At 61.5% G+C, this 18,685-nt stretch carries 23 protein-coding genes and 1 tRNA gene; 17 read left to right on the top strand and 7 right to left on the bottom strand.

What is annotated here, in order from left to right:
- Positions 1-148: 148 nt before the first annotated feature.
- Both BST14_RS08840 and BST14_RS08835 read left to right on the top strand, forming a co-directional pair.
- Positions 149-1,675, top strand: coding sequence for a glycoside hydrolase family 183 protein (locus BST14_RS08840; protein WP_083064139.1), 1,527 nt, complete (start codon positions 149-151; stop codon positions 1,673-1,675).
- Positions 1,676-1,719: 44 nt separating this feature from the next.
- Positions 1,720-2,106, top strand: a complete 387-nt coding sequence (locus BST14_RS08835) for a hypothetical protein (RefSeq protein WP_083064138.1) — start codon at positions 1,720-1,722, stop codon at positions 2,104-2,106.
- Between the two features lie 56 nt (positions 2,107-2,162).
- Here BST14_RS08835 and BST14_RS31555 read toward each other — a convergent pair whose 3' ends face one another.
- The gene (locus BST14_RS31555) at positions 2,163-2,381 is read right to left on the bottom strand and encodes a hypothetical protein (protein WP_083064137.1); all 219 of its coding nucleotides are present in this window, start codon (positions 2,379-2,381) and stop codon (positions 2,163-2,165) included.
- Positions 2,382-3,013: 632 nt separating this feature from the next.
- Here BST14_RS31555 and BST14_RS08825 point away from each other — a divergent pair.
- Positions 3,014-3,322, top strand: coding sequence for a hypothetical protein (locus tag BST14_RS08825; RefSeq protein WP_245845343.1), 309 nt, complete (start codon positions 3,014-3,016; stop codon positions 3,320-3,322).
- Between the two features lie 23 nt (positions 3,323-3,345).
- Here BST14_RS08825 and BST14_RS08820 read toward each other — a convergent pair whose 3' ends face one another.
- On the bottom strand, positions 3,346-3,591 hold the full coding sequence (locus tag BST14_RS08820; RefSeq protein ID WP_083064136.1) for a hypothetical protein: 246 nt from the start codon (positions 3,589-3,591) through the stop codon (positions 3,346-3,348).
- A 569-nt stretch (positions 3,592-4,160) separates the two neighbouring features.
- Here BST14_RS08820 and BST14_RS08810 point away from each other — a divergent pair.
- The 14 genes from BST14_RS08810 to BST14_RS08750 all read left to right on the top strand — a co-directional run bounded on the left by BST14_RS08810 (position 4,161) and on the right by BST14_RS08750 (position 14,554).
- Positions 4,161-4,388 (top strand): hypothetical protein, encoded by a 228-nt coding sequence (locus tag BST14_RS08810; RefSeq protein ID WP_142279321.1) that lies wholly within the window; start codon positions 4,161-4,163, stop codon positions 4,386-4,388.
- Positions 4,389-4,837: 449 nt separating this feature from the next.
- Positions 4,838-5,926, top strand: a complete 1,089-nt coding sequence (locus tag BST14_RS08805; RefSeq protein ID WP_083064133.1) for a tyrosine-type recombinase/integrase — start codon at positions 4,838-4,840, stop codon at positions 5,924-5,926.
- Positions 5,927-5,966: 40 nt separating this feature from the next.
- A complete protein-coding gene (locus tag BST14_RS08800) occupies positions 5,967-6,218 on the top strand; it encodes a helix-turn-helix domain-containing protein (RefSeq protein WP_306460714.1) in 252 nt (83 codons plus the stop codon).
- Positions 6,215-6,454 carry a hypothetical protein gene (locus tag BST14_RS29440; protein WP_142279320.1) on the top strand — a complete coding sequence of 80 codons (240 nt, stop codon included), beginning with the start codon at positions 6,215-6,217 and terminating at the stop codon, positions 6,452-6,454. Before BST14_RS08800 ends, BST14_RS29440 begins: the two co-directional genes overlap by 4 nt.
- A gap of 109 nt (positions 6,455-6,563) precedes the next feature.
- Complete coding sequence (locus BST14_RS08795; RefSeq protein WP_083064132.1) at positions 6,564-6,752, top strand: helix-turn-helix domain-containing protein; 189 nt, start codon at positions 6,564-6,566, stop codon at positions 6,750-6,752.
- 200 nt (positions 6,753-6,952) lie between these two features.
- On the top strand, positions 6,953-8,122 hold the full coding sequence (locus BST14_RS08790; protein WP_158085859.1) for a DUF3631 domain-containing protein: 1,170 nt from the start codon (positions 6,953-6,955) through the stop codon (positions 8,120-8,122).
- A gap of 173 nt (positions 8,123-8,295) precedes the next feature.
- Positions 8,296-8,508, top strand: a complete 213-nt coding sequence (locus BST14_RS08785; RefSeq protein WP_083064130.1) for a hypothetical protein — start codon at positions 8,296-8,298, stop codon at positions 8,506-8,508.
- A gap of 703 nt (positions 8,509-9,211) precedes the next feature.
- Positions 9,212-10,678, top strand: a complete 1,467-nt coding sequence (locus BST14_RS08780) for a terminase large subunit domain-containing protein (protein ID WP_083064129.1) — start codon at positions 9,212-9,214, stop codon at positions 10,676-10,678.
- Complete coding sequence (locus tag BST14_RS08775) at positions 10,678-12,072, top strand: phage portal protein (RefSeq protein ID WP_083064128.1); 1,395 nt, start codon at positions 10,678-10,680, stop codon at positions 12,070-12,072. The genes BST14_RS08780 and BST14_RS08775 overlap by 1 nt, the downstream gene beginning before the upstream one ends.
- A gap of 11 nt (positions 12,073-12,083) precedes the next feature.
- Positions 12,084-12,494, top strand: coding sequence for a hypothetical protein (locus BST14_RS08770; RefSeq protein ID WP_083064127.1), 411 nt, complete (start codon positions 12,084-12,086; stop codon positions 12,492-12,494).
- A gap of 151 nt (positions 12,495-12,645) precedes the next feature.
- Positions 12,646-13,506: a phage major capsid protein gene (locus tag BST14_RS08765; protein WP_083064126.1), complete on the top strand. Its 861-nt coding sequence runs from the start codon at positions 12,646-12,648 to the stop codon at positions 13,504-13,506.
- Complete coding sequence (locus BST14_RS08760) at positions 13,506-13,829, top strand: hypothetical protein (protein ID WP_083064125.1); 324 nt, start codon at positions 13,506-13,508, stop codon at positions 13,827-13,829. Before BST14_RS08765 ends, BST14_RS08760 begins: the two co-directional genes overlap by 1 nt.
- A 62-nt stretch (positions 13,830-13,891) precedes the next feature.
- Complete coding sequence (locus BST14_RS08755; RefSeq protein WP_142279319.1) at positions 13,892-14,191, top strand: hypothetical protein; 300 nt, start codon at positions 13,892-13,894, stop codon at positions 14,189-14,191.
- A complete protein-coding gene (locus BST14_RS08750; RefSeq protein ID WP_083064123.1) occupies positions 14,192-14,554 on the top strand; it encodes an HK97 gp10 family phage protein in 363 nt (120 codons plus the stop codon).
- A gap of 526 nt (positions 14,555-15,080) precedes the next feature.
- On the opposite strand, the gene BST14_RS08745 is transcribed toward BST14_RS08750, so the two are convergent.
- The 5 genes from BST14_RS08745 to BST14_RS08725 all read right to left on the bottom strand — a co-directional run bounded on the left by BST14_RS08745 (position 15,081) and on the right by BST14_RS08725 (position 18,607).
- Positions 15,081-15,260, bottom strand: a complete 180-nt coding sequence (locus BST14_RS08745) for a hypothetical protein (RefSeq protein WP_083064122.1) — start codon at positions 15,258-15,260, stop codon at positions 15,081-15,083.
- 74 nt (positions 15,261-15,334) lie between these two features.
- Positions 15,335-15,410, bottom strand: a tRNA-Arg gene (locus tag BST14_RS08740).
- 49 nt (positions 15,411-15,459) lie between these two features.
- On the bottom strand, positions 15,460-16,284 hold the full coding sequence (locus tag BST14_RS08735) for an LLM class F420-dependent oxidoreductase (RefSeq protein ID WP_083064121.1): 825 nt from the start codon (positions 16,282-16,284) through the stop codon (positions 15,460-15,462).
- Positions 16,285-16,291: 7 nt separating this feature from the next.
- Complete coding sequence (locus BST14_RS08730; protein WP_083064120.1) at positions 16,292-17,365, bottom strand: poly-gamma-glutamate hydrolase family protein; 1,074 nt, start codon at positions 17,363-17,365, stop codon at positions 16,292-16,294.
- Positions 17,366-18,607 carry an Nramp family divalent metal transporter gene (locus tag BST14_RS08725; protein ID WP_438502141.1) on the bottom strand — a complete coding sequence of 414 codons (1,242 nt, stop codon included), beginning with the start codon at positions 18,605-18,607 and terminating at the stop codon, positions 17,366-17,368. It abuts the gene before it with no gap.
- Positions 18,608-18,685: the final 78 nt, after the last annotated feature.

The raw sequence follows: 18,685 nt of genomic DNA, 5'->3' as shown, positions 1-18,685 counted from the left end.
ACTGGTCGCGGCGCGGGCCGAATCGCTGCGTTGCGACACGGTCACGGATGGATACCTATCAGCTCATCACTGGTCACATATGCCCCGCAGATCACTATCGTCACATGAGCCAACAAGGGCCGGTGTCCTACCCCTCGAAAGGTGTTCCATGTCGGCGTTTCTGCGAAGTGTGTCGCTCACGATGGCGTCGGCGGCCGCTGTCGGATTCGTCCTCGTGGTCGGGCCCGCGCCATCTGCAAACGCCACACCGTGTGGGGCGCCCGAGGCGAATGTGGATCCCCCCGCCCCGCCGGTGGCCATGCCCGCGCCACAGCCGGTCGTCCAGCCGCCGACTGGGCGCCGGCCCAGGCACACGAATGATCAGGCGCCGCTCCCGCGGCTGGGTCCGCTGATCTCGTCGCTGCTCAAGCCGACCGCTCCGGGCCGGCAGTACTCCGCGCCGGTGCACCCGCGAGCCGAAGGGCCGGGAGCCGATCCGGCCGCGCCGATGTACCCGCAAGCCGAGGTGCTGCCGCCCGGGCCCAATCCGCCCGCCCCCGGGGTTCCCGCCATGCCGCCGAACGCCAACCAGCTGCGTCCCAACGCCGCTCCGGTTCCGCAACCGCAGCCGGGACCGCCGCCTCCTTCCATCGCCGGCGCCCCGACCTCCCTCGTCGACTGGGTGACCGGACCGAACGGCCCGAACAAGACGCTGCAGCGCTTCAGCATCTCCGGTACGGACCTCGGGATCGTCTGGGACAACGGCGATCCCGTCAACCGTCAGGTACTGATGGCCTTCGGTGACACCTTCGGCTACTGCAAGGTGCACGGCCAGCAGTGGCGCTACAACACCCTGTTCCGCAGCAACGACCACGACCTGTCCAAGGGCATCCACATCGCCGACGGTGTGCCCAACGACAAGTATTCCGGGTCGCCGGTGTGGGCACCCGGGCTGTCCAAGCAGGTGGTGAACACCATCCACAAGGCGGCGCACGAGACGGGAATCATTCCGACCGCGGCGATGTCCATGGGCCGAACCCAGTACATGAGCTACATGTCGATCCGCCAGTGGGGTCGCGACGGCGAGTGGTCGACCAACTACTCGGCGATCGCCAGGTCCAACGACAACGGCCAGAACTGGGGGATCTTTCCGACCACCATTCGTACGGCATCACCGGATGCCATCCCGGGAGCTGGGTTTACGCCGGGAAATGAGAATTTCCAGATGGGCGCGTTCCTGAAGGGAAACGACGGCTACCTCTACCAGTTCGGCACCCCGTCGGGACGTGGCGGCGCGGCATTTCTTGCCCGCGTCCCACCGAGTCAATTGCCCGACCTGACCAAGTACCAGTACTGGAACGGCGACAACGGCGGCCATTGGGTCGCGAGCAATCCGGGCGCGGCGACGCCGATCTTCCCCGGCCCGGTCGGCGAAATGTCGGCTCAGTACAACAGTTATCTCAAGCAATACCTGGTGCTCTACACCGACGGCGGCAGCAACGACGTCGTGGCAAGGACCGCACCGACACCGCAAGGCCCGTGGAGTCCCGAGCAACCGCTGGTGTCCTCCTTCCAGATGCCCGGCGGCATCTATGCGCCGATGATCCATCCCTGGTCGTCGGGACGAGACCTGTACTTCAACTTGTCGTTGTGGTCGGCTTACGACGTGATGCTGATGCACACCGTGCTGCCGTAAAGCGTTGCACCGACTAACGACGGCCCAGTGAGAGGAGGGCGACGTTGATCGCCTTGGAGTGTCACGACGATTGTTGCGGCCTGGCCGACCCGCTCACTCCGCTCGCGGCGGCGGCTTTACCCGACGGCGTGCCTGGTTCCTCGGCGGGCGCGGCCGACGGGGGCGACGGTGCCGGCGGCGCGGAGGCCCATACGGTGTTCGACGGTCACCGTCCGGACTTCTGGACCGTGGGCAGGCCGGGGCTGCGAGACATCGAGGTGTGCATCGAAGGGACTCGCGCCGACGGCGCGATCAGCCTGGGCCTGGTGGTCAACGGCCTGGACTGCAGCGGTGTTCCGATTGACCAGGCGCTTTCGCTCGCAGACGCCCGGGGGGATGCGGGCGTCTGCGGCGTTAGCTGCCGGGGCGGCGGGCACCTCAAGGCCGACTAGCAAACGGCTCAGGGCTTTTGGCACGGCTGGTCGCCGATCTGCGTCGGGGGTATCGGTCAGGGCGGCGGCGGAATCCACCGCTTTCCATCCGTTGTCCACCCGCAGGGCAGGTAGTTCCAGTGTGCCGGCGGATTGGGATCGAAACTCAAGCACTTCGGTGCGTAGAACGACGGTGCGGGAGGGGGAGGCGGCGCGGGTTTGTTCTCGGCGCTGGCGGTAGCCCCGCTGAGCGTCACGGCCCCAGCGGCCATCAGTGTCGCAATTAGCGTCCGCATCGCAGGCTCGACAGGTCTTATGCCCCAAATGATGCGACGGGCGCTACGTATCTTCCCTCACGCGCACGGTATACATGTTAGTCCTCTTCTGCTGGTTTCGCGTGGAACTCGAATGGCGGCCGCCGACCAACGGTGGCGGCAGGGGCGCGCGGCTGACGGCCACTTTCCGCCGCGGCCCCGACCGTGCGCTGTCCGACCGTGGAGGGTGCGGGACACAAGACGAAGTCGCTGAACGCACGCTGGAGGGCGTGACAACGAAAAGTACGATCGTGTTCTGTTTATCTCCGTGTAGAGCGCGATTTTCTTGCGGCACAAAGCGGTGCAAGCAAGAGCATTGAAATGAGGTTTCTCGAGGGGGCTCGCCGTCAGTGTCTGCGGTGAGCGCCAGTGGCGTCGGCTTGCGCGGCCCGAGACACGCCCCGGTGCCGGCCGGTCGGTGCGGCCGGGGACGGCCCTTCCTCGCCACGCTCATCGTTGAACAGACCCGTCAAGACAGCTGGCGCGCAATCGAAGTCATCGCGGATACCCATAATCGCCGCGTCGAGTCCTACTTGCAGCGTCGACGTCATCGCCCGTGGCGCAACCGGGGACCCTAAATTTCCGAGGTCGACCCTTTCATGCCGTGACCGGCGTTGCGCTACAACGCCGGCGGCGTCGGCTATCACGACGGCCGAACAGCTGCCGTAGCCATGTCGCAGGGGGGCGCCGCGCGCGGCCCGGGTCGCCGCTCGTCGGACGACGACGTTAAGACCCCGGACAAGCTCAAGGCCGTCCTTGCGGAACTGCAGCAGGCCCCCGAGGCGGTGCAGCACCGGCACACCGATAAGGCGCATCTGGAAAGCCTTTTGGACCAACTCGCCAAGAAGCCGGGCGTGCACGCTGTTCATCTGTCGTCAGCCGACAAATTCAAGGCCACACCGCCGCGGGCGACCTGGGGATGACGCGTCGGCGGGTGAGACGTTGCCTACGCCGCGCTGTGGCGATGCCGCGGCGCGCGTACCGGCGCCCTTTTCGGCTCGCGGTGCCCAGTCGGCAGCCGAGACACAGAAGCCAATGACACCTCGCTGCTCCGCGCGCGGTGCCCGGCGCGACGGATCCACCAGGCGGTCGCCATGGCCGCGGCGGCCAGCGCGAGGATCAACGCGATCACGACGTCTCCCAGGGCGAGCAGCAGGACGGCGCCGGCAATGACCCACAGCGTCTCGGCCATAGAAAAACGGGCGTCCGCACGTCGGCGAAGGATTATCTGGCGCATGTCAGCCTCGCTGAGTAAGGGCCGCGGTCTGAACCGGTGACTGCACTGTGCAACACCCGAGCGGGAGAAAACTGCCCGCGCCGGGAGAGAGGTGACCGAAGTCACTACCGCTTATGCTGTCGAGGCAAGTGCCGCGTTTTGCTGCGCCAACGCGTTACCGCCCGCGCTAGGAACACCGCTGTGCCGCCCCCGGTCACGGGCTTTAATCGGGGCAGCCCACGCCGCAACGCCGGCGGCGAACCGCAGCGCGGCGAATGTCGGGATGAGGGCGCTGTTTAAGCGGTACTTATGCTGGTTACGTTTGGTTCTCGTCAGCCGTTGACGCACAATGAATTCGACATTGCAGTCACGCCCATTTCTGCCACCGGTCATCGCCGTCTCCGATTTAGCATCGTCACCAGCGACAATCGCAATGTCGTGAAGCGCAGGAACGTGGCTGCACTTGGCAGAATTTCAGCAGATTCTTGGGCAATTGCTAGGTTGCCTCTCAGCAGATGACAAGCGGCAGGGTGGAGGATCAATTCATGCACGACTCCTCCTATCTCGTCGCAGCCCACGTCATCGAACACGCCGCCGCGTATCTGAAATGCGGTCACTGCCAACGGGTGACCACCCAGGCAACCGCAGTAATCCGGCGGTTGCCGGGGATTGACGTGGTGTTATGCCACGACTGCCAATTCGAGCGGATCGCAACAGGGCTGGTCGTAGCCTGCACGGATGTTGAGGCGGGCGACCCGAGCGCGGTCGCCTAAGGGCTCGACGCGCTTCATCTTTTCTCCTCGTCGAAGTGTCGCGGTGTCGGGTCCCTACGCCTCTTAGCGGGCGCACCAGGCGCGCAGCGTGTGCCGCGATACCCCGACTCGCGAAATCGCAATTCTCCTTGGTCAGGCCTGAACCTCCCGCATCCAGGCAGCGTCAAGGATCAACCGAAGTAACTATCAACCATCAGCCGAAACACTGTCAGGCATCACCCGAAGCCAAAAATGTCAAGCATCAGCCGACGTCATACATGACATCTGTGCCCCCGGCAGGATTCGAACCTGACAGGCTTATCGGCGTGCTCGGTTAATCTAACTGCGGTTTCTGCACCTCTACCTGCGGAGAAGGGGCGTTCACCTGTCCGGCAGTATAGTACATATGCCGGGCATATCAGCCCATCATTGTTGCACGAATCTTGCACGTGTCTTGATACCCTTCAGACATGTCGAGGCGTGGGTTTGGTCGGTTACGCCAGCTGCCATCCGGTCGCTGGCAGGCGGCCTACACCGGACCCGACGGGCGAGTGCATAAGGCGTCGAGGACTTTCGACAACGAAGATGATGCCGTTGGTTGGCTAGCTATCGAGCGCAAGAAAATTGATCTCGGAACGTGGGGGAGCGTTGAGCGTTCGGACGGCATCACCTTGCGTGACTATGCCCGGAAGTGGTTGGAGCATAGGAACTTACGTGCACGCACCCGGCAGCATTACCAATCAATGTTGGATCGGTTGATACTGCCCACGTTGGGCGATGGGAAGATCGTTACCTTGACGCCGGCCAAGGTTCGTGAGTGGCACACCGGCTTGGGTAATGCGCATCCGACCCGCAACGCCCACGCGTACTCACTCCTCCATGCGATCTGTACGACTGCGGTCCAGGATGAAGTGCTCGACGCAAATCCCTGTCGCATCCGTGCCGCCATGCAGACGAAACGTCGCCGCGATATCGACATCATCACTCCCGCGCAGGTCGACAAACTTGCCTCGAAGATGCCCGATCATCTGCGCTGCAGCGTCCTGTTGGCGGCATGGTGTGGTCTCCGGTGGGGTGAAACATCCGAGCTGCGCAGGAAAGACATGGCCGCCGACTGCAGTGTTCTCCGCATCCGTAGAGCCGTGACGTATCGCCAGGGGAAGTTTTATGAGGGTGTCCCCAAGACGGCGGCCGGGATCAGGGATGTGTCGGTGCCGCCGCACCTTCGGCCGATCCTCAAGGCCCATCTGAAAGCACACGTTGAACGCAAGCCTGATGCGCTGTTGTTCACCGACGACGGCACCCACATTCGTGACGACCAATATCGGGTCCATTGGATGAAGGCCCGGAGGGCGATCGGGAAACCTAAGCTACGTGTCCACGATCTGAGGCATGTTGGAGCGGTCCTCGCGGCTCAGTCGGGCGCAACCACCGCCGAACTCATGCATAGGTTGGGCCACTCCACGCCACAAATGTCACTCATGTATCAGCACGTCGCGGAAGGCCGGGACGCGAAGATCGCGGAGGCTATATCCAAGCTTGCTGCGAAAAAAGTTTGAACTAATTTTCTTTCCCCTGATCTGCGTATTGTGTCTACACATGTCCCTGACTTCCGTTTGCTGCGGAGATGAAGCGGCAAACGTCTGGATAGTAATGGACATGATTGCTCATGAATTACCCCGTCACCCATCCATCCAACAATCGGCCGAATACCTGGGGGTCGATCCGAAGACAATCCGCAGATGGATTTCCAGCGGACTGATTAGGGCGCAGAGGGTCGGTCCCCGACTTATCCGTGTCGACCGTGAATCCCTACTTGAGCTTGCGCGTCCGGTCGGGGGTGCGCAATGAACCGTAGCCCCGAGGCAACCGAAGCCTTAAGAGAAATCACCACACGGATAGAAGATGCCGCCCGTGAGCGCGCCGCCGACCCCAACAAAAAGGGCGAAGTTGGAGGGATCTTCATGGCTGTGGCGACTTTAGACCGAAAGCAGATGTTAGAAGTTATCCAGGCGCTGGCGTCATTATTATGCCGATTCGAGGCCGAAAGGCTGCGTGACGTGGGGAATGGCGAAAAACAGACCTGAATTGAATATTCATGATACACTTGAGGCGTAGGGGAAATCCTCTATTCTCTCGCCATTCTTAAGGCGATTCTTTTAAAGGCCATTTCATTGGTCTTGTTGGAGCAGAACAATGCGATTTGATTTCGAGCAGGCTGCTGCCTATGTCGGGCTACCAGTCGGGACGCTGCAGTATTACCGGTCCGTCGATAAAGGGCCGCGGTCATACAAAATCGGCCGGCGAGTTTGGTTCGACAGGGCCGACTTGGATCTGTGGCTTGAAACTGAACGCCGCCGCACCGAGCGCAGCGCCAGCGTGTGAACCGCGATGGTTAACAGAAACCCGGAAGGTCAACAGAAAAAATGACATCTACCAGCGATGTTAACCCTGTTGACCTCGTTAACCCTATAGAAGGGTGTGTGGCACTCGGGGAGGTTGATGCCTTCCTGTCACGGTTCATCGCCTACCCATCCGATGCGGCCCGCCACGCACACGTCCTATGGATCGCCCACACCCACCGCATGGACGAATGGGACACCACCCCGCGTTTGGCGTTCATCAGCCCGGAGAAGGGCAGTGGCAAAACCCGCGCATTAGAAGTGAGTGAGCACCTAGTTCCACACGGTATTCGACTTCTCAATACCACTGCAGCCTTCATCATCGGGACACTCTCGAATGAAGAATTACCCACCCTTTTCTGTGACGAAATTGACACTATCTATGGCCCGAATGCAAAGGGTGATGAAACCCTCCGTGCCGTGCTTAATGGTGGTTATAAGCGTGGCGCTATGGTTGGCCGCGCCTCATGGGACAACGGACTAGTAACTAAGCAGTATCCGTCCTATGGTGCTGTTGCGTTGGCGGGGATTGGTGGACTTCCCGACACTATCGCGGACCGGGCCATCGTCATTCGTATGCAGAAGCGGAAGAACGACGAACATGTTGAACCGTGGAGAGAACGAATCAACGGCCTGGACGCCAAAGCACTCGCAACCGATATCGCCCAGTGGATGGAAAAGGCTAACCTTTCCTGGCCGGATGACATGCCCGTGACTGACCGTGCCGCCGAGGTGTGGGAGCCGCTGATAATGGTTGCTGATGCCGCTGGTGGAGAATGGCCGGCTCGAGCCCGTGCAGCCGCAGTTGAATTCACTCAGGCATCGGACAACGACAGTACCGGAGTGCAACTACTGAAGGACATTAAGACTGTCTTCGGCAGCGAGGAGAGAATGCACACCCGTGATCTTCTCCGCGAGCTTCTGAACCTGCCCGAATCTAGGTGGCGACGTTACTACCGCAACAATGAACTCACTGACAGGGATCTTGCGAAGCTTCTGAAACAGTACGACGTGATTTCTCATCCGATTCGTATCGGGGACAGATCGGCGAAGGGATATATCGCGGCCAACTTCTCCGACGCCTGGTCCCGCTACACCTACACCCCTGAAAAAGGTCAACAAGGTTCACGAGGTCAACACCGCAGGTCAGAGCCCACGCATCCTGTTGACCCCGACGTTAACGTTAACCACACACGGTCACGCGCCGACCTTCATCCACTGCCACCCATGTGCAGCACCGAGGGCTGCGGGGTCCCTGCCGAAACGCATGGGCTGTGCGGGATGTGCCACGCAGTCGAAACCGTTAGACGGGCGAAGATGCTGCCCGACGCCGCGATGAAGGTGGCTAACTGATGGACGACTTCCAATCGATCCGGCCGCACTCACTCGATGTCATTGGTCATCCCGACCGCGGAATAATGGACCTCGTATTCACCGATGGCGATCAACACATTCGCGTGGCCATGACTACGGATTTGTGGTGGATCTTATTCTTGAAACTTCAAAAGAAACTTATTGAACCGTAAATGTATATCGAAGAGACTATCGCCAAGTCTGACCTCGAACAGTTAGTCGCGGCCGCAACTAACTACATCGGTAACGGCCTCTACCTACTACGAGTAATGGGCGAAAAGGGAACGTCGGTGAACTTCGTCCTCGATGCCGTCGCCTTCCACCATCTCGATACCATGATCGATAACGCCATTGTTGAAGGCTTGGGAGACCTGGACGCCGACTAATGGCTCCGCGCCCGTGCATCCAGTGTGGGACTTTATCGCCCGACACCAGGTGCGACGATTGCCGGCCCCCAGACAGCCGTCCAAGCCGCTCACACCCGCTGCTACGCACCAATAAGTGGAAGACGCTTAGTAAGCGCTTGAGGCGCCAATCACCGGTCTGCTACGTGCTTGGCTGCGGCCGACCCGCTGAGCACACCGACCATATCGTCAGCCCCCACGACAAACCCGAATGGACATTCGAGATCCATAACTTGCAGACCTCATGTGGATTCCATAACCGCAGTCGTGGGCGACAGGCAACACCCGAAGATATCGCCCTTGTGGAGTCCCGCATCGCGGCCGACAGGCGCAGGCGTCGCACCGTAGCTAACTCAGCGACCAGCATGTCTGCGCTTCCCCCAAACGCGACGCCCTGACCAGCGGCCGAAGACCATTCCCGGAGGTCCGTCGAGGCCAGCTAATCAACCAGGTTGACAATGAGGGTGAGTTAGCTACATGGCCACCACATCGGCGCGTCTATGCGCGCCCTACTGCGGTAATAACCGTGCTGCCGAGCACTGGATGGTTTGCTAGGGGAGGGCCACCGCGCGTGAGCCGGTCGCTACACCGTCGCTAGAGCACGGAACCGTTCCTTAACGGGCTCGGCGCAGGTCAGCCCACAAATCCTGGCCGTTTTAACTGCCACTTTTGAAAGACACTTGAATTGCGCCTCAAACAGGTGGATGAATCGCCATTGCCGTGGCGTCCTCGCGGTAAGGAATCGGAGCGGTTCGCGCAATTCTGTAAACGCTTCCTCAGAATACCGAAGGGTAATGATGCCGGCAAGCCGGTGATCCTCCGGGACTGGCAAAAAGAATTGGTCGCCTCGGTTCTCGATAAAGATCCGAAACCGCGTCTTGCGGCGTGGATGATGACTAGAGGTTCAGGAAAATCGTCGCTACTGGGAATGTTGGCATGCTATCTGCTGATGACCGGTGGTGATGGCGCCCATATCGTCGTTGTGGCGAGGAATCAGAAGCAGGCAACCATTCTGTTCAATGTCGCCGCGATGATGATCCGTAAGAGCCCTGAGCTGGCTTCTCGGTGCCAGGTGATGAAAGAGTCGATTTACTATCCGCGCACCATGTCGACACTCGAGGCCCTTCCCAGTGAAGCGGAGTCCTTGGAGGGATTAGATTACCGGGCGGCGTTGATTGATGAGCTGCAGGTTGTCCCCCAGGACACTGTTTCTACCCTGATGTTGGCGCAGGGTAAACGCCCGGAATCGTTGTGCATAGGAATCGGTAACCCACCAGCGGAGATGGAAGGCTCGGTGTTGGTGGAGTGGAGGAATCTGCACCGGGAATTGGGCGATGACTTCATTGTGTGGCGTGAGTTCTCCGCCGACGAGTTTCAGCACCACGACATGTTGTGTGAGCACTGCATTCGCCTAGCCAATCCGGCCTACGGTGATTTCCTGTCGATTGACGTATTCGAGCGTGATGCCCGGACCGTGCCGGAATCGGACTATAGACGTAAAAGGCTCTGCCAATTCATCGAGTCTACAGAGTCCCCGCTGCTGGTACCGGAAACGTGGGATTGCCTTTCGACGGGCTCCCCGGTTGAACCCGGATCGGAGATCGTGGTTAGCGTCGACAGTTCGTTCGGCGGAGAGAATGCCGACTCCACGGCCATCGTCATCGGCACCGTTTCTCCGAAACCTCACTTTGATCTGTGGCGGGTATGGAAGTCGGATGGGAGACCGGATTTCCGCGTCAACGTGCTAGAGGTTGAAGACGCCATCCGTGAGGCCTGCCGGGCGTTTGTGGTCCGGGAGGTTACCTTCGATCCTTTCCGGATGAACCGCAGCATTCAAGTGCTTGCCGGGGAGGGTATTCCGTGTTCGGAGTTCCCGTGGAGTCCCCAGCGTGTGACTAAAGCGGTGACGGATTTCCGCACAGCCGCCCTCAACGCGAACTTTAGTCATTCAGGAGATAAAACACTCCGCGATCATGTCCTGGCCGCGAAGATGGTGGAAACCAACTACGGCATCACCGTGGATAAGTCTTCACGTAAACGCAGCGCCCGCAAAATCGACTGCCTGGCCGCGTTGATCCCCTGTCATTCGCGTTGTGTGTGGCTGGGCACTAAACCTACAAAACGAAAAAGAGCTTGGAGTTTCGCTTCATAATGAGTTCACCCCTGCTCATCGAAATGCAGCAGCGTCTAATGGCTGGATTGCATCGCCGTTCTGAAAACCGCGCCTACTGGGCCGGCCGCCAACCCCTGGCCTATCTGGCACCGGAGGCCCGCGCCGCCCTGGGAAACCGGTTAGGGGTGTTGTCGGTCAACTTCGCCAGGGTCGCTATCACCGCCCTGACCGAGAGACTCAGGCTGAATGGGTTCGACGGCGCGCCCGTCTGGGATGACCTACTGGCCCTCGACTATGACCAGTTCGCCGACACTCTCCACCGTGAAGCCCTCCTACAGGGCGAATCCTTCTGCTTAGTGTGGTCTGATGACCAGGGAAACCCCACCGTCACAATCGAATCCGGCGACACTGTAGCGGTCAAACGCGATGATGTGACCCGCCAGATTACTGCGGGAATCAAACAGGTCACCGTGAACACCACCCCGGCCACCAAAGGTTATACGGACGTGTGGCTGTATCAGGTCAATAAGGTGGAGCATTGGCGGTCCAGCGCCCCTAACGGCGGCGGGGAGTTCGAGCTGATCGAGCAAATGCCCAACCCACTGGGCCAAGTCCCCATCGTGGCTTTCACCAACGCCGACCTGCTCCCGTGCTTGTGGCGGGACACCCCGTACCTCGAGTATTCGGGCGAGTCGGAAATCGAGCCGATTAAATGCCTCATCGATGCGATGGCCAAAACATGCGCGGACCTTGCTGTGGCGCAAGAGTTTACGGCCAGGCCAAGAAGATGGGCGACTGGTATTGAGGCCACCGAGGAGCCGCGCGTAGACCCCTGCACGGGTGAGCCAGTCCTCGATGGCAACGGTGAACAAATCATCGACACGGTGAGCCCAATCCCCGAAGGCAACCGGGCGATGCTGTCGGACAACGACAATGCCCACTTCGGGCAGCTTGAAGGCGCCAACCTGGTGGGTTTTCGCACCTCTATCGACATCTGGATTCAAGGCATCATGGCTGTGGCGGCGGTCCCGGCTCACATGTGTGGCGTGACGACATCCAATCCGTCTACCGCCGAGGCGATGCAGTGCGCGGAAGCCGGCCTTACAAGTCGGGCCGAGTCGAAAGCCAAACTGTTCGCCAAGTCTCATGAAGCTGTCGCCCGACTGGTGTATGCGATCCGAAACAGTGTCGACCCCAACAGTGTCACGGTCCGGGCTGTGTGGGGCAACTTCGATGTGAGAAGCATTGCGGCCGAAGCGGATGCAGCGGTGAAGGAATACCAATCCGGCTTGGTGTCCCGTCGTCTGATGCTCACTCGGATGGGCCTGCCGCAAGACCAGATCGAGGCTGAGCTTTCAGCGATTGACGATGACGCCGCTAAGGCCCGTGACATCGCCGTAGGCAGATACATGTCCGGCCTCAACGACAACTAGGAGAAAATTTCATGTCTGAAACCGAGCCCATTTCGACGGAGACGCCCGAACCGGCCGAAGTTGAGGTGACCGCACCGGAGAGCGAAGAGACGCCGCAGGCGGAAGCCGACACCTTTTCCCGTGAGTACGTGACCGAACTGCGCAACGAGACCAAAGAGCATCGCGTGAAGGCCGAAGGTTTTGCCGCCCGATTGCATACCGAACTTGTCCGGGCTACGGGCAGGCTCGCGGACCCAACGGAACTTCCCTTCCGAGCCGAGCACCTAGACGACCCCGACGCACTCAAGGCCGCCATCGATGAACTGCTGACCCGCAAACCCCACTACGCCGCACGCACCCCACAAGGCAACATCGGGCAGGGTGTTAAAGATCAGGGCAAAGGCCCACTCAATCTCGTTTCACACCTGAAAACTCTGGTGTGACGGTAGAATGTAGTTAGCGGGACGATTCCCGCTGCCATTCTTTTCTCAAGGCTGAAGCCTTTTCTTTTCGGACCGATGTCCACCGCAATGCGGGGCCTGATGCCCTTAGACGCTTGCGCTTGTTCAAACACTTTATTCAGAGAGATTAACCATGTCTATTGCAGTTCCTTCGGGTAATGCGTCCGCAATTAATGACGCACTTGCCCAGGCCGTTATCGGCCCGTTGCAGGAGAAGAGCACTTTCCTGTCGCTGCCCGGAATCCACATCATCGACACCGCCGCCCCGCTGCGCCTCCCGCTGTCGGCCGCCACATCACCGAATGCCGCATTCACCGCCCCCGGTGCGACCATCGCCCAACAGACCGTGGCCCTCACCGAAAAGGTGTTGCTGCCCACTGAGCGCGTCGGCCTCAAGTCGTTGACCGTGGTGTCCAACGAGCTGGTGCGGATGGCGCAGTTGAACATCGAGTCCGTGCTGACTCAGCGCATCGTGGAGGACCAGGCCCTCGTTTTGGATGCGGCGCTGTGGAATGGGGCGGGAACGTCCGACTCGATCACCGGCGTGTTGGCGGCCAGCGGGATTAGCACGTCGTCTAGTGCGGACCTGCTCACCGACCCCGATGTGTTGATCGATGCTTTGGCCGCGATGGCTGAGGAGTTCGTGACCCCGAGCGTGTTGGTGATGCGCCCGACAACCTTTGCGGCGCTGCGGAAAATCAAGGTCAGCAGCTCGGATTCCAGGTATGTGTTCGACCCGAGCCAGGCGTTCGTCGCAGGTGCCCAGCAGCTATTCAACTTGCCCGTGGTCACCACGACTGCCGTCCCTGCTAACGCCATCGCCGTCCTGGACACGTCCTTCATCTATGTGGGCCGGGATATCGATAGCTCGACTGTGGTGTTGGACCAAACTTTCGGTGATAGTGACTCCATCGGTATCCGCTCGGTGAGCCGGTATGACGTGGTTGTGACTCGCGCCGCTGCGGTCAACCTGCTGACTGTCGACGCGGGCTAATGGCCGCCCCCACGGCTAGCGACGTAGCCACCTTCCTGGGGCCAAACATCACCGTCGACACCGCGCAAGCGACTTCGGTTATCGCCGTTGTCACCGCGGAAGCGAACGCATACACCAGAGGTGAAGGATTCACGGCGGGGGTGCCCAATTCGGACATCTCGGCCGTGATCCTCACCGCCTCAGCTCGACTGCTCAGCCATCCGCGACAAAATCAGAGTTATGAGACCTTCGGGCCGGCGATTGCCAGCTTCGGGGCGTCCCTGCCGCAATGGTCGGTCGCGGAAAAGTATGTGCTGGACCGCTATCGAGTGAGAGCACTATGAACGCCGACGTGTTCAGAGCCCCGAAGACAAACCGTCACGGTGACCCGGTCGCTGATGATGGCGTGACCCCCGTTGACCTCACGGACAAAGACGGACTCGCCTACATCGGCACCGTGGAGAACGTCATCATCGGTGGCCAGTCGGTGCAGCCGGCCAGAGGCAATGACGCCCGCGGCGAGTACGCTGACACTAGTGGACTAATCGGGTTGCCCCGCAACGGAATCAAGGTCCAAAGCGGTGATCGTCTGGTGATCGACGGGATACGTTACACAGTGACCGGGCCAAGGTTGTGGGATGCACCCCACCCCACCACGGGCTACAACTTTCGTTACTACTGGATCAACACGACGGCGGCGGTATAGATGGCTGATCACGAGCTCGAAGTAAATATCTATCCCGCGCCCAACCCCGCCCTGACCGAAATTCTGGTTGGTGAGGACATGGCGCGGGTGGTCAACGATTACGGCCAAAGGGTTAAGGCACAGTATGTTTCGGATGTGCAGGCCCGCGCCCACAAGGGCGACCCGCATCCAGGTGCCTTGGCAGCGAGTGCATATTGCAACGTGTTTGTCGGCGGCATGAAGAACGATAGGTACGTTGCAGAGGTTGGGTCCGCCCTGGACTACGCCGCGAGTGATGAGTTCGGAAGATCATCGCGGAACCCTTACCACGGGCACCACTCCTTACGAGACGCCCTCTTTTCATTGGCACCGAATACCCTCTAGACGCACCCGGTTGGCTTATCGGCCGGGTTTGCTGCTCCCTCCCAGGTTCTCCTCGGTTCCCCCTGGGAGGTGAGAACTTACCGCTGTGGGTTCCTCATCGGCCCTGCGGCAGCGGGACGCGTGGTGAGCAGCCACGCAAAAAATCCCCACCCTGTTTCTTAGTCATTTACAGGGTGGGGATTTTCTTATGGGCTACTCGATCCGCTCGTGCGTGATCGGGGGAAGCGGATCGTCGGGGAACCAATCCTCAACGATGGGCCAGACCGCGATGATGATCAGGGCCACCATCAGCAAGATTATGAAACCGATCATCCTCGTCCGTTCGGGTTGGGTGCTACTGGTCCGCAGGCTACCGCGACCGGGCTACACAGCGTGGGCAAACCGTTCCAAGCGCCGAAGGGGAACATCTCCCAGTCGGGCTGAATCTGGCCGGGCCAGATCGGACTAGGAGTCGGTTGGTAGGTGTCCGCGTGGGCCGTTGGGGCGCAGATGCCCAGCGCTAGGGCTACGAGCGCCAGTGTGGTTTTCACGACGACAACCCGTCCTCGTCGACTTCGGGTAGCTCCCCCCAAGCCTCTGGGATCGCGAAGCGCTCATCCTCTTCGTCATCTGATTGGCGGCATACCTCTTCGATGCTCAACTTTTTCACCAGGTCGTAGATGATCTGGTACTCGGGGATTTCGCCGAGGCGGGTAGGCGCGATCATTCGTGTCTCCTCGTGTCTAGACACGCCTGCCTATCGCACGAATCTTGCACGGATGACCGTTTATGCTGGTCACGTGGTGCCCCCGGCAGGATTCGAACCTGCGACACCGGCTTTAGGAGAGCCGTGCTCTATCCCCTGAGCTACGAGGGCGGACGGGCCTGAGCTTACCGGCAGCCCGGCCCTCGAATCGCCACGGCGGTCAGCGCAGTTCGGCGATCACCTTCGAGAAGTTCTCGATGTTGTTGTCCTGCACGGTGAACGACGACACGTCGTACTTTTCGCGGTAGGCGGTTAAGGTGTCGGCGATCTCGCGCGGCGAACCGCTGAGCACCGAGGGCTGGGACAGGATCTCCTCGTCGGACATTCCCGGCGAGTAGGCGCGGGTCAGCTTCAGGTCCGGCTCTGTCTCGCCGGCCCGCGGCATCGCGGTGATGGCCAGATTCAGCTCGAGCGAGTCGAACCGATCTCCGGCGGCCTTGCGGACGAAGTCCACCCGCTCGGCGAAAGGATCCTCGACGTCGCGCACCCTGGATCCGGTCAGCCCGATGATGTCGGCGTCGCGGGCGGCAATGGTCAGCACGCGGTCGCCGTTGCCCGCGATGATCAGCGGCGTCGACGGGTGATGTTCCTTGAGGTAGCCGGTCATGTGTTCGAGGTAGTCGACCCGCTCGCGTGCGCTGGGATACGGGATCTCCGCGGCCTCGAACTCCTCGCGGACGTAACCGGTGCCCAGTCCGATCTCCAGGCGGCCGTCGCTGAGCAGATCCAGGGCTTGCATGTCGCGGCTGAGCAGGGCCGGCTTGTAGAAGGCGGAATTGAGCACATACATGCTCAGCCGTAGCGTCGTGGTGACCATCGCGACCGCGGTCAGCGTGGGGAAGGGTGCGGCGGCACCCAAATGGTCGGGCACACAAAGAATGTCGAAGCCGGCGTCTTCAGCGCGCTTGGCCTTGTCCAGCAGGGCCTCGCGTGACTTGAAGAACCGCATGCTCATTCCGAAGCGAAAATCCTTGGCCACCAACACTCTCCGTTCAAATATGCGACATCGACCAACTACCGGCGGCGTCGGCCAACCCCTGGATCAGGGCGCTGGTGACCGACGACAAACCGTCGTCACCCGGCAGCGGGCTGCGCGGGCTGATCCCGCGGACCCGCGCTGAGAGCTCCAGCTGGGTTCCACCCGCACGCACACGGTTCACCGGGTTGCGTGGATGCAGGCCCCGCAATTCCGGCGGGATCTCGTCGAGGTCGGTGACCAACTGGTAGCCGGCCAACCGGATGTGCTGGGTGAGGTGGGCGGCCAACGCCCGGTTGCGGCCGCCGGCCAGCAGCTGGGTGCTGCGTCCGTCGCGGCCGTACCCGTGCAGCGACACCGCAACGTCGACATGGTCGAGAAAATCGGCGAGCCGCGGTGACTCGGCCGGATCGAACAGGGCCGACGCCAGGTGGTGCGGGTAGTGATCGGGATGGCGCACCACATACACCGACGCACCGGCCGCCTCGGCGGCGCGTTCGGCGATCACGTCGGTCATCTCTTCGAGCCCCCCGCCGTGGATCGCCAAAAAGCCGAAACGCGAACGCAATTGGCCGCTCTCCCTCACGCCGGGCTCGCTCAGCAACGCCGAAAGGGACTGCGGCCCAGGTCCGGTCGTCGACGACTTCGGGCGGGGCCAGCCGGCCGGATCCCAGCGACGCAGGAAGTCGACCCAGCGTTGCGGCAACCCGTGTTGCATGGCGCCGTCGATGATCTTGGGCAGGTAGCCCGGCCGGGGCGGGCCCGGCCGCACCCGGTGGTCGATGTACACCCAGGCCGGCGCCGGTCCGTCGTCGGTGTGCACGGTCATTTCGTCGCGCCGGTAGCGCACCGGCACGCCCTCGGCGCTGTCCAACGTCGCCAAGTCACCGTCGGAGATCTGCCAGACCACCCCGTAAACCTGGTTACCGGCGAGCGGCTCGACGGTGGCCACGCCGCGCTGATTGATCAGCCAGTCGTGATCGGCCAGCACCGCCGGCCGCGGATCCGCGGCGCCGGGACAGCGTTGCGCCATCTGACGGACGCATAGGTTCGACCCGTATGCGAAGTAAAGATGCCGGCGGGCCGGCATTCAGCCGGTCACCGTCAGCCAGATGAGCACCACGTTAAGCAGACTAATCAATATGCCGATGGCCCAGCCGGCAACGGTGGTGACGCGGTGATTGACGTCGCCGCCCATCAAGGCGCGATCGCTGGTCAACCTGATCAAAGGCAGCACCGCAAAAGGTATCCCGAACGACAACACCACCTGGGATAGCACCAGCGCGCGGGTGGGATCGAACCCCACGGCCAGGATCACCAGGGCGGGCACCAGGGTGATCAACCGGCGCAGCAGCATGGGAACCGAGCGGTGCAGCAATCCCTGCATGATCATGGCGCCGGCGTAGGCGCCCACCGACGAGGACGCCAGACCCGAGGCCAGCAGCCCGACCGCGAACAGCACCGCGATGCTCGCGCCCAGCGTGTTGTGGATCGCCGAATAGGCGCCCTCGATGGAGGCGCTCATGTCGCGGTGCTGCAGGTTGGTCGCGGCGATGATCAGCATCACGGCGTTCACCGTGCCGGCCACCGTCATCGCCAGCACGACATCCCAGCGGGTGACGCGCAGCAGCAGGCGCCGATGCGCTCCCTCGTCGGGATGCCCGTGCCGATCCAGGACCAGGCCCGAATGCATGTAGACCGCGTGCGGCATGACGGTGGCGCCCAGGATGGCGGCCGCCAACAGCACGCTTTCCGTGCCGCGGAACCGGGGCAGAAGGCCGCCGAGCATCTCCTCTGGAGGGGCGGTCTTGACGAAGAAGCTTGCCGCGAATCCGATCGCGATCACCAGCAGCAGGCCGGTGATGACGCGCTCGAAGATTATCTGTCCGCGGCGGTCCTGAATCCCTAACAGCAGCAGGGCCACCAGGCCGGTGATCACGCCGCCGACCAGCAGCGGCAGGCTGAACAGAATGTGCAAGGCGATGGCCCCGCCGACGACCTCGGCCGCATCGGTGGCGATGGCGACGAGCTCGGCCTGAGCCCAGTAGACGAGCCGCGCCGGACGGCCCATCCGCCTGCCGATCGTCGCGGGCAGCGAGCGCCCGGTGACCAGCCCCAGCTTCGCCGACAGGTACTGCACCAGGCCCGCGAGCACATTGGCCGCCACGATGACCCACAACAGCAGATACCCGTAATGCGAGCCCGCGCTGACATTGGCCGCGACGTTTCCAGGGTCGACATAGGCGATCGCGGCCACGAAGGCGGGCCCCAGCAAGTACCAGTTGCCCTTGAGCGAGCCCTGGGTGCGCTGCCCCAACGTGTCGACCTCGATTCACTTCACCGAATAACAAAGTGAGGGTAGTCGAACATCTGGGCGCAACCCGCAGCGGCTAGGGCGTTTCCCGCGCTT

Origin of the sequence: Mycobacterium arosiense ATCC BAA-1401 = DSM 45069 (assembly GCF_002086125.1) — a bacterium.
GTDB classification, from domain to species: Bacteria; Actinomycetota; Actinomycetes; order Mycobacteriales; family Mycobacteriaceae; genus Mycobacterium; species Mycobacterium arosiense.
The sequence above is the reverse complement of the archived record's forward strand: the minus strand, read 5'-3'. Positions and strand labels throughout refer to the sequence as shown.

Excerpts from the sequence above, each read along its gene's own strand:
- BST14_RS08840 (WP_083064139.1), top strand. The coding sequence starts at position 149 with ATGTCGGCGTTTCTGCGAAGTGTGTCGCTCACGATGGCGTCGGCGGCC.
- BST14_RS31555 (WP_083064137.1), bottom strand. The coding sequence starts at position 2,381 with ATGCGGACGCTAATTGCGACACTGATGGCCGCTGGGGCCGTGACGCTC.
- BST14_RS08820 (WP_083064136.1), bottom strand. The coding sequence starts at position 3,591 with ATGGCCGAGACGCTGTGGGTCATTGCCGGCGCCGTCCTGCTGCTCGCC.
- BST14_RS08810 (WP_142279321.1), top strand. The coding sequence starts at position 4,161 with ATGCACGACTCCTCCTATCTCGTCGCAGCCCACGTCATCGAACACGCC.
- BST14_RS08805 (WP_083064133.1), top strand. The coding sequence starts at position 4,838 with ATGTCGAGGCGTGGGTTTGGTCGGTTACGCCAGCTGCCATCCGGTCGC.
- BST14_RS08800 (WP_306460714.1), top strand. The coding sequence starts at position 5,967 with ATGTCCCTGACTTCCGTTTGCTGCGGAGATGAAGCGGCAAACGTCTGG.
- BST14_RS29440 (WP_142279320.1), top strand. The coding sequence starts at position 6,215 with ATGAACCGTAGCCCCGAGGCAACCGAAGCCTTAAGAGAAATCACCACA.
- BST14_RS08795 (WP_083064132.1), top strand. The coding sequence starts at position 6,564 with ATGCGATTTGATTTCGAGCAGGCTGCTGCCTATGTCGGGCTACCAGTC.
- BST14_RS08790 (WP_158085859.1), top strand. The coding sequence starts at position 6,953 with ATGGACGAATGGGACACCACCCCGCGTTTGGCGTTCATCAGCCCGGAG.
- BST14_RS08785 (WP_083064130.1), top strand. The coding sequence starts at position 8,296 with ATGTATATCGAAGAGACTATCGCCAAGTCTGACCTCGAACAGTTAGTC.
- BST14_RS08775 (WP_083064128.1), top strand. The coding sequence starts at position 10,678 with ATGAGTTCACCCCTGCTCATCGAAATGCAGCAGCGTCTAATGGCTGGA.
- BST14_RS08770 (WP_083064127.1), top strand. The coding sequence starts at position 12,084 with ATGTCTGAAACCGAGCCCATTTCGACGGAGACGCCCGAACCGGCCGAA.
- BST14_RS08765 (WP_083064126.1), top strand. The coding sequence starts at position 12,646 with ATGTCTATTGCAGTTCCTTCGGGTAATGCGTCCGCAATTAATGACGCA.
- BST14_RS08760 (WP_083064125.1), top strand. The coding sequence starts at position 13,506 with ATGGCCGCCCCCACGGCTAGCGACGTAGCCACCTTCCTGGGGCCAAAC.
- BST14_RS08750 (WP_083064123.1), top strand. The coding sequence starts at position 14,192 with ATGGCTGATCACGAGCTCGAAGTAAATATCTATCCCGCGCCCAACCCC.
- BST14_RS08745 (WP_083064122.1), bottom strand. The coding sequence starts at position 15,260 with ATGATCGCGCCTACCCGCCTCGGCGAAATCCCCGAGTACCAGATCATC.
- BST14_RS08730 (WP_083064120.1), bottom strand. The coding sequence starts at position 17,365 with ATGCCGGCCCGCCGGCATCTTTACTTCGCATACGGGTCGAACCTATGC.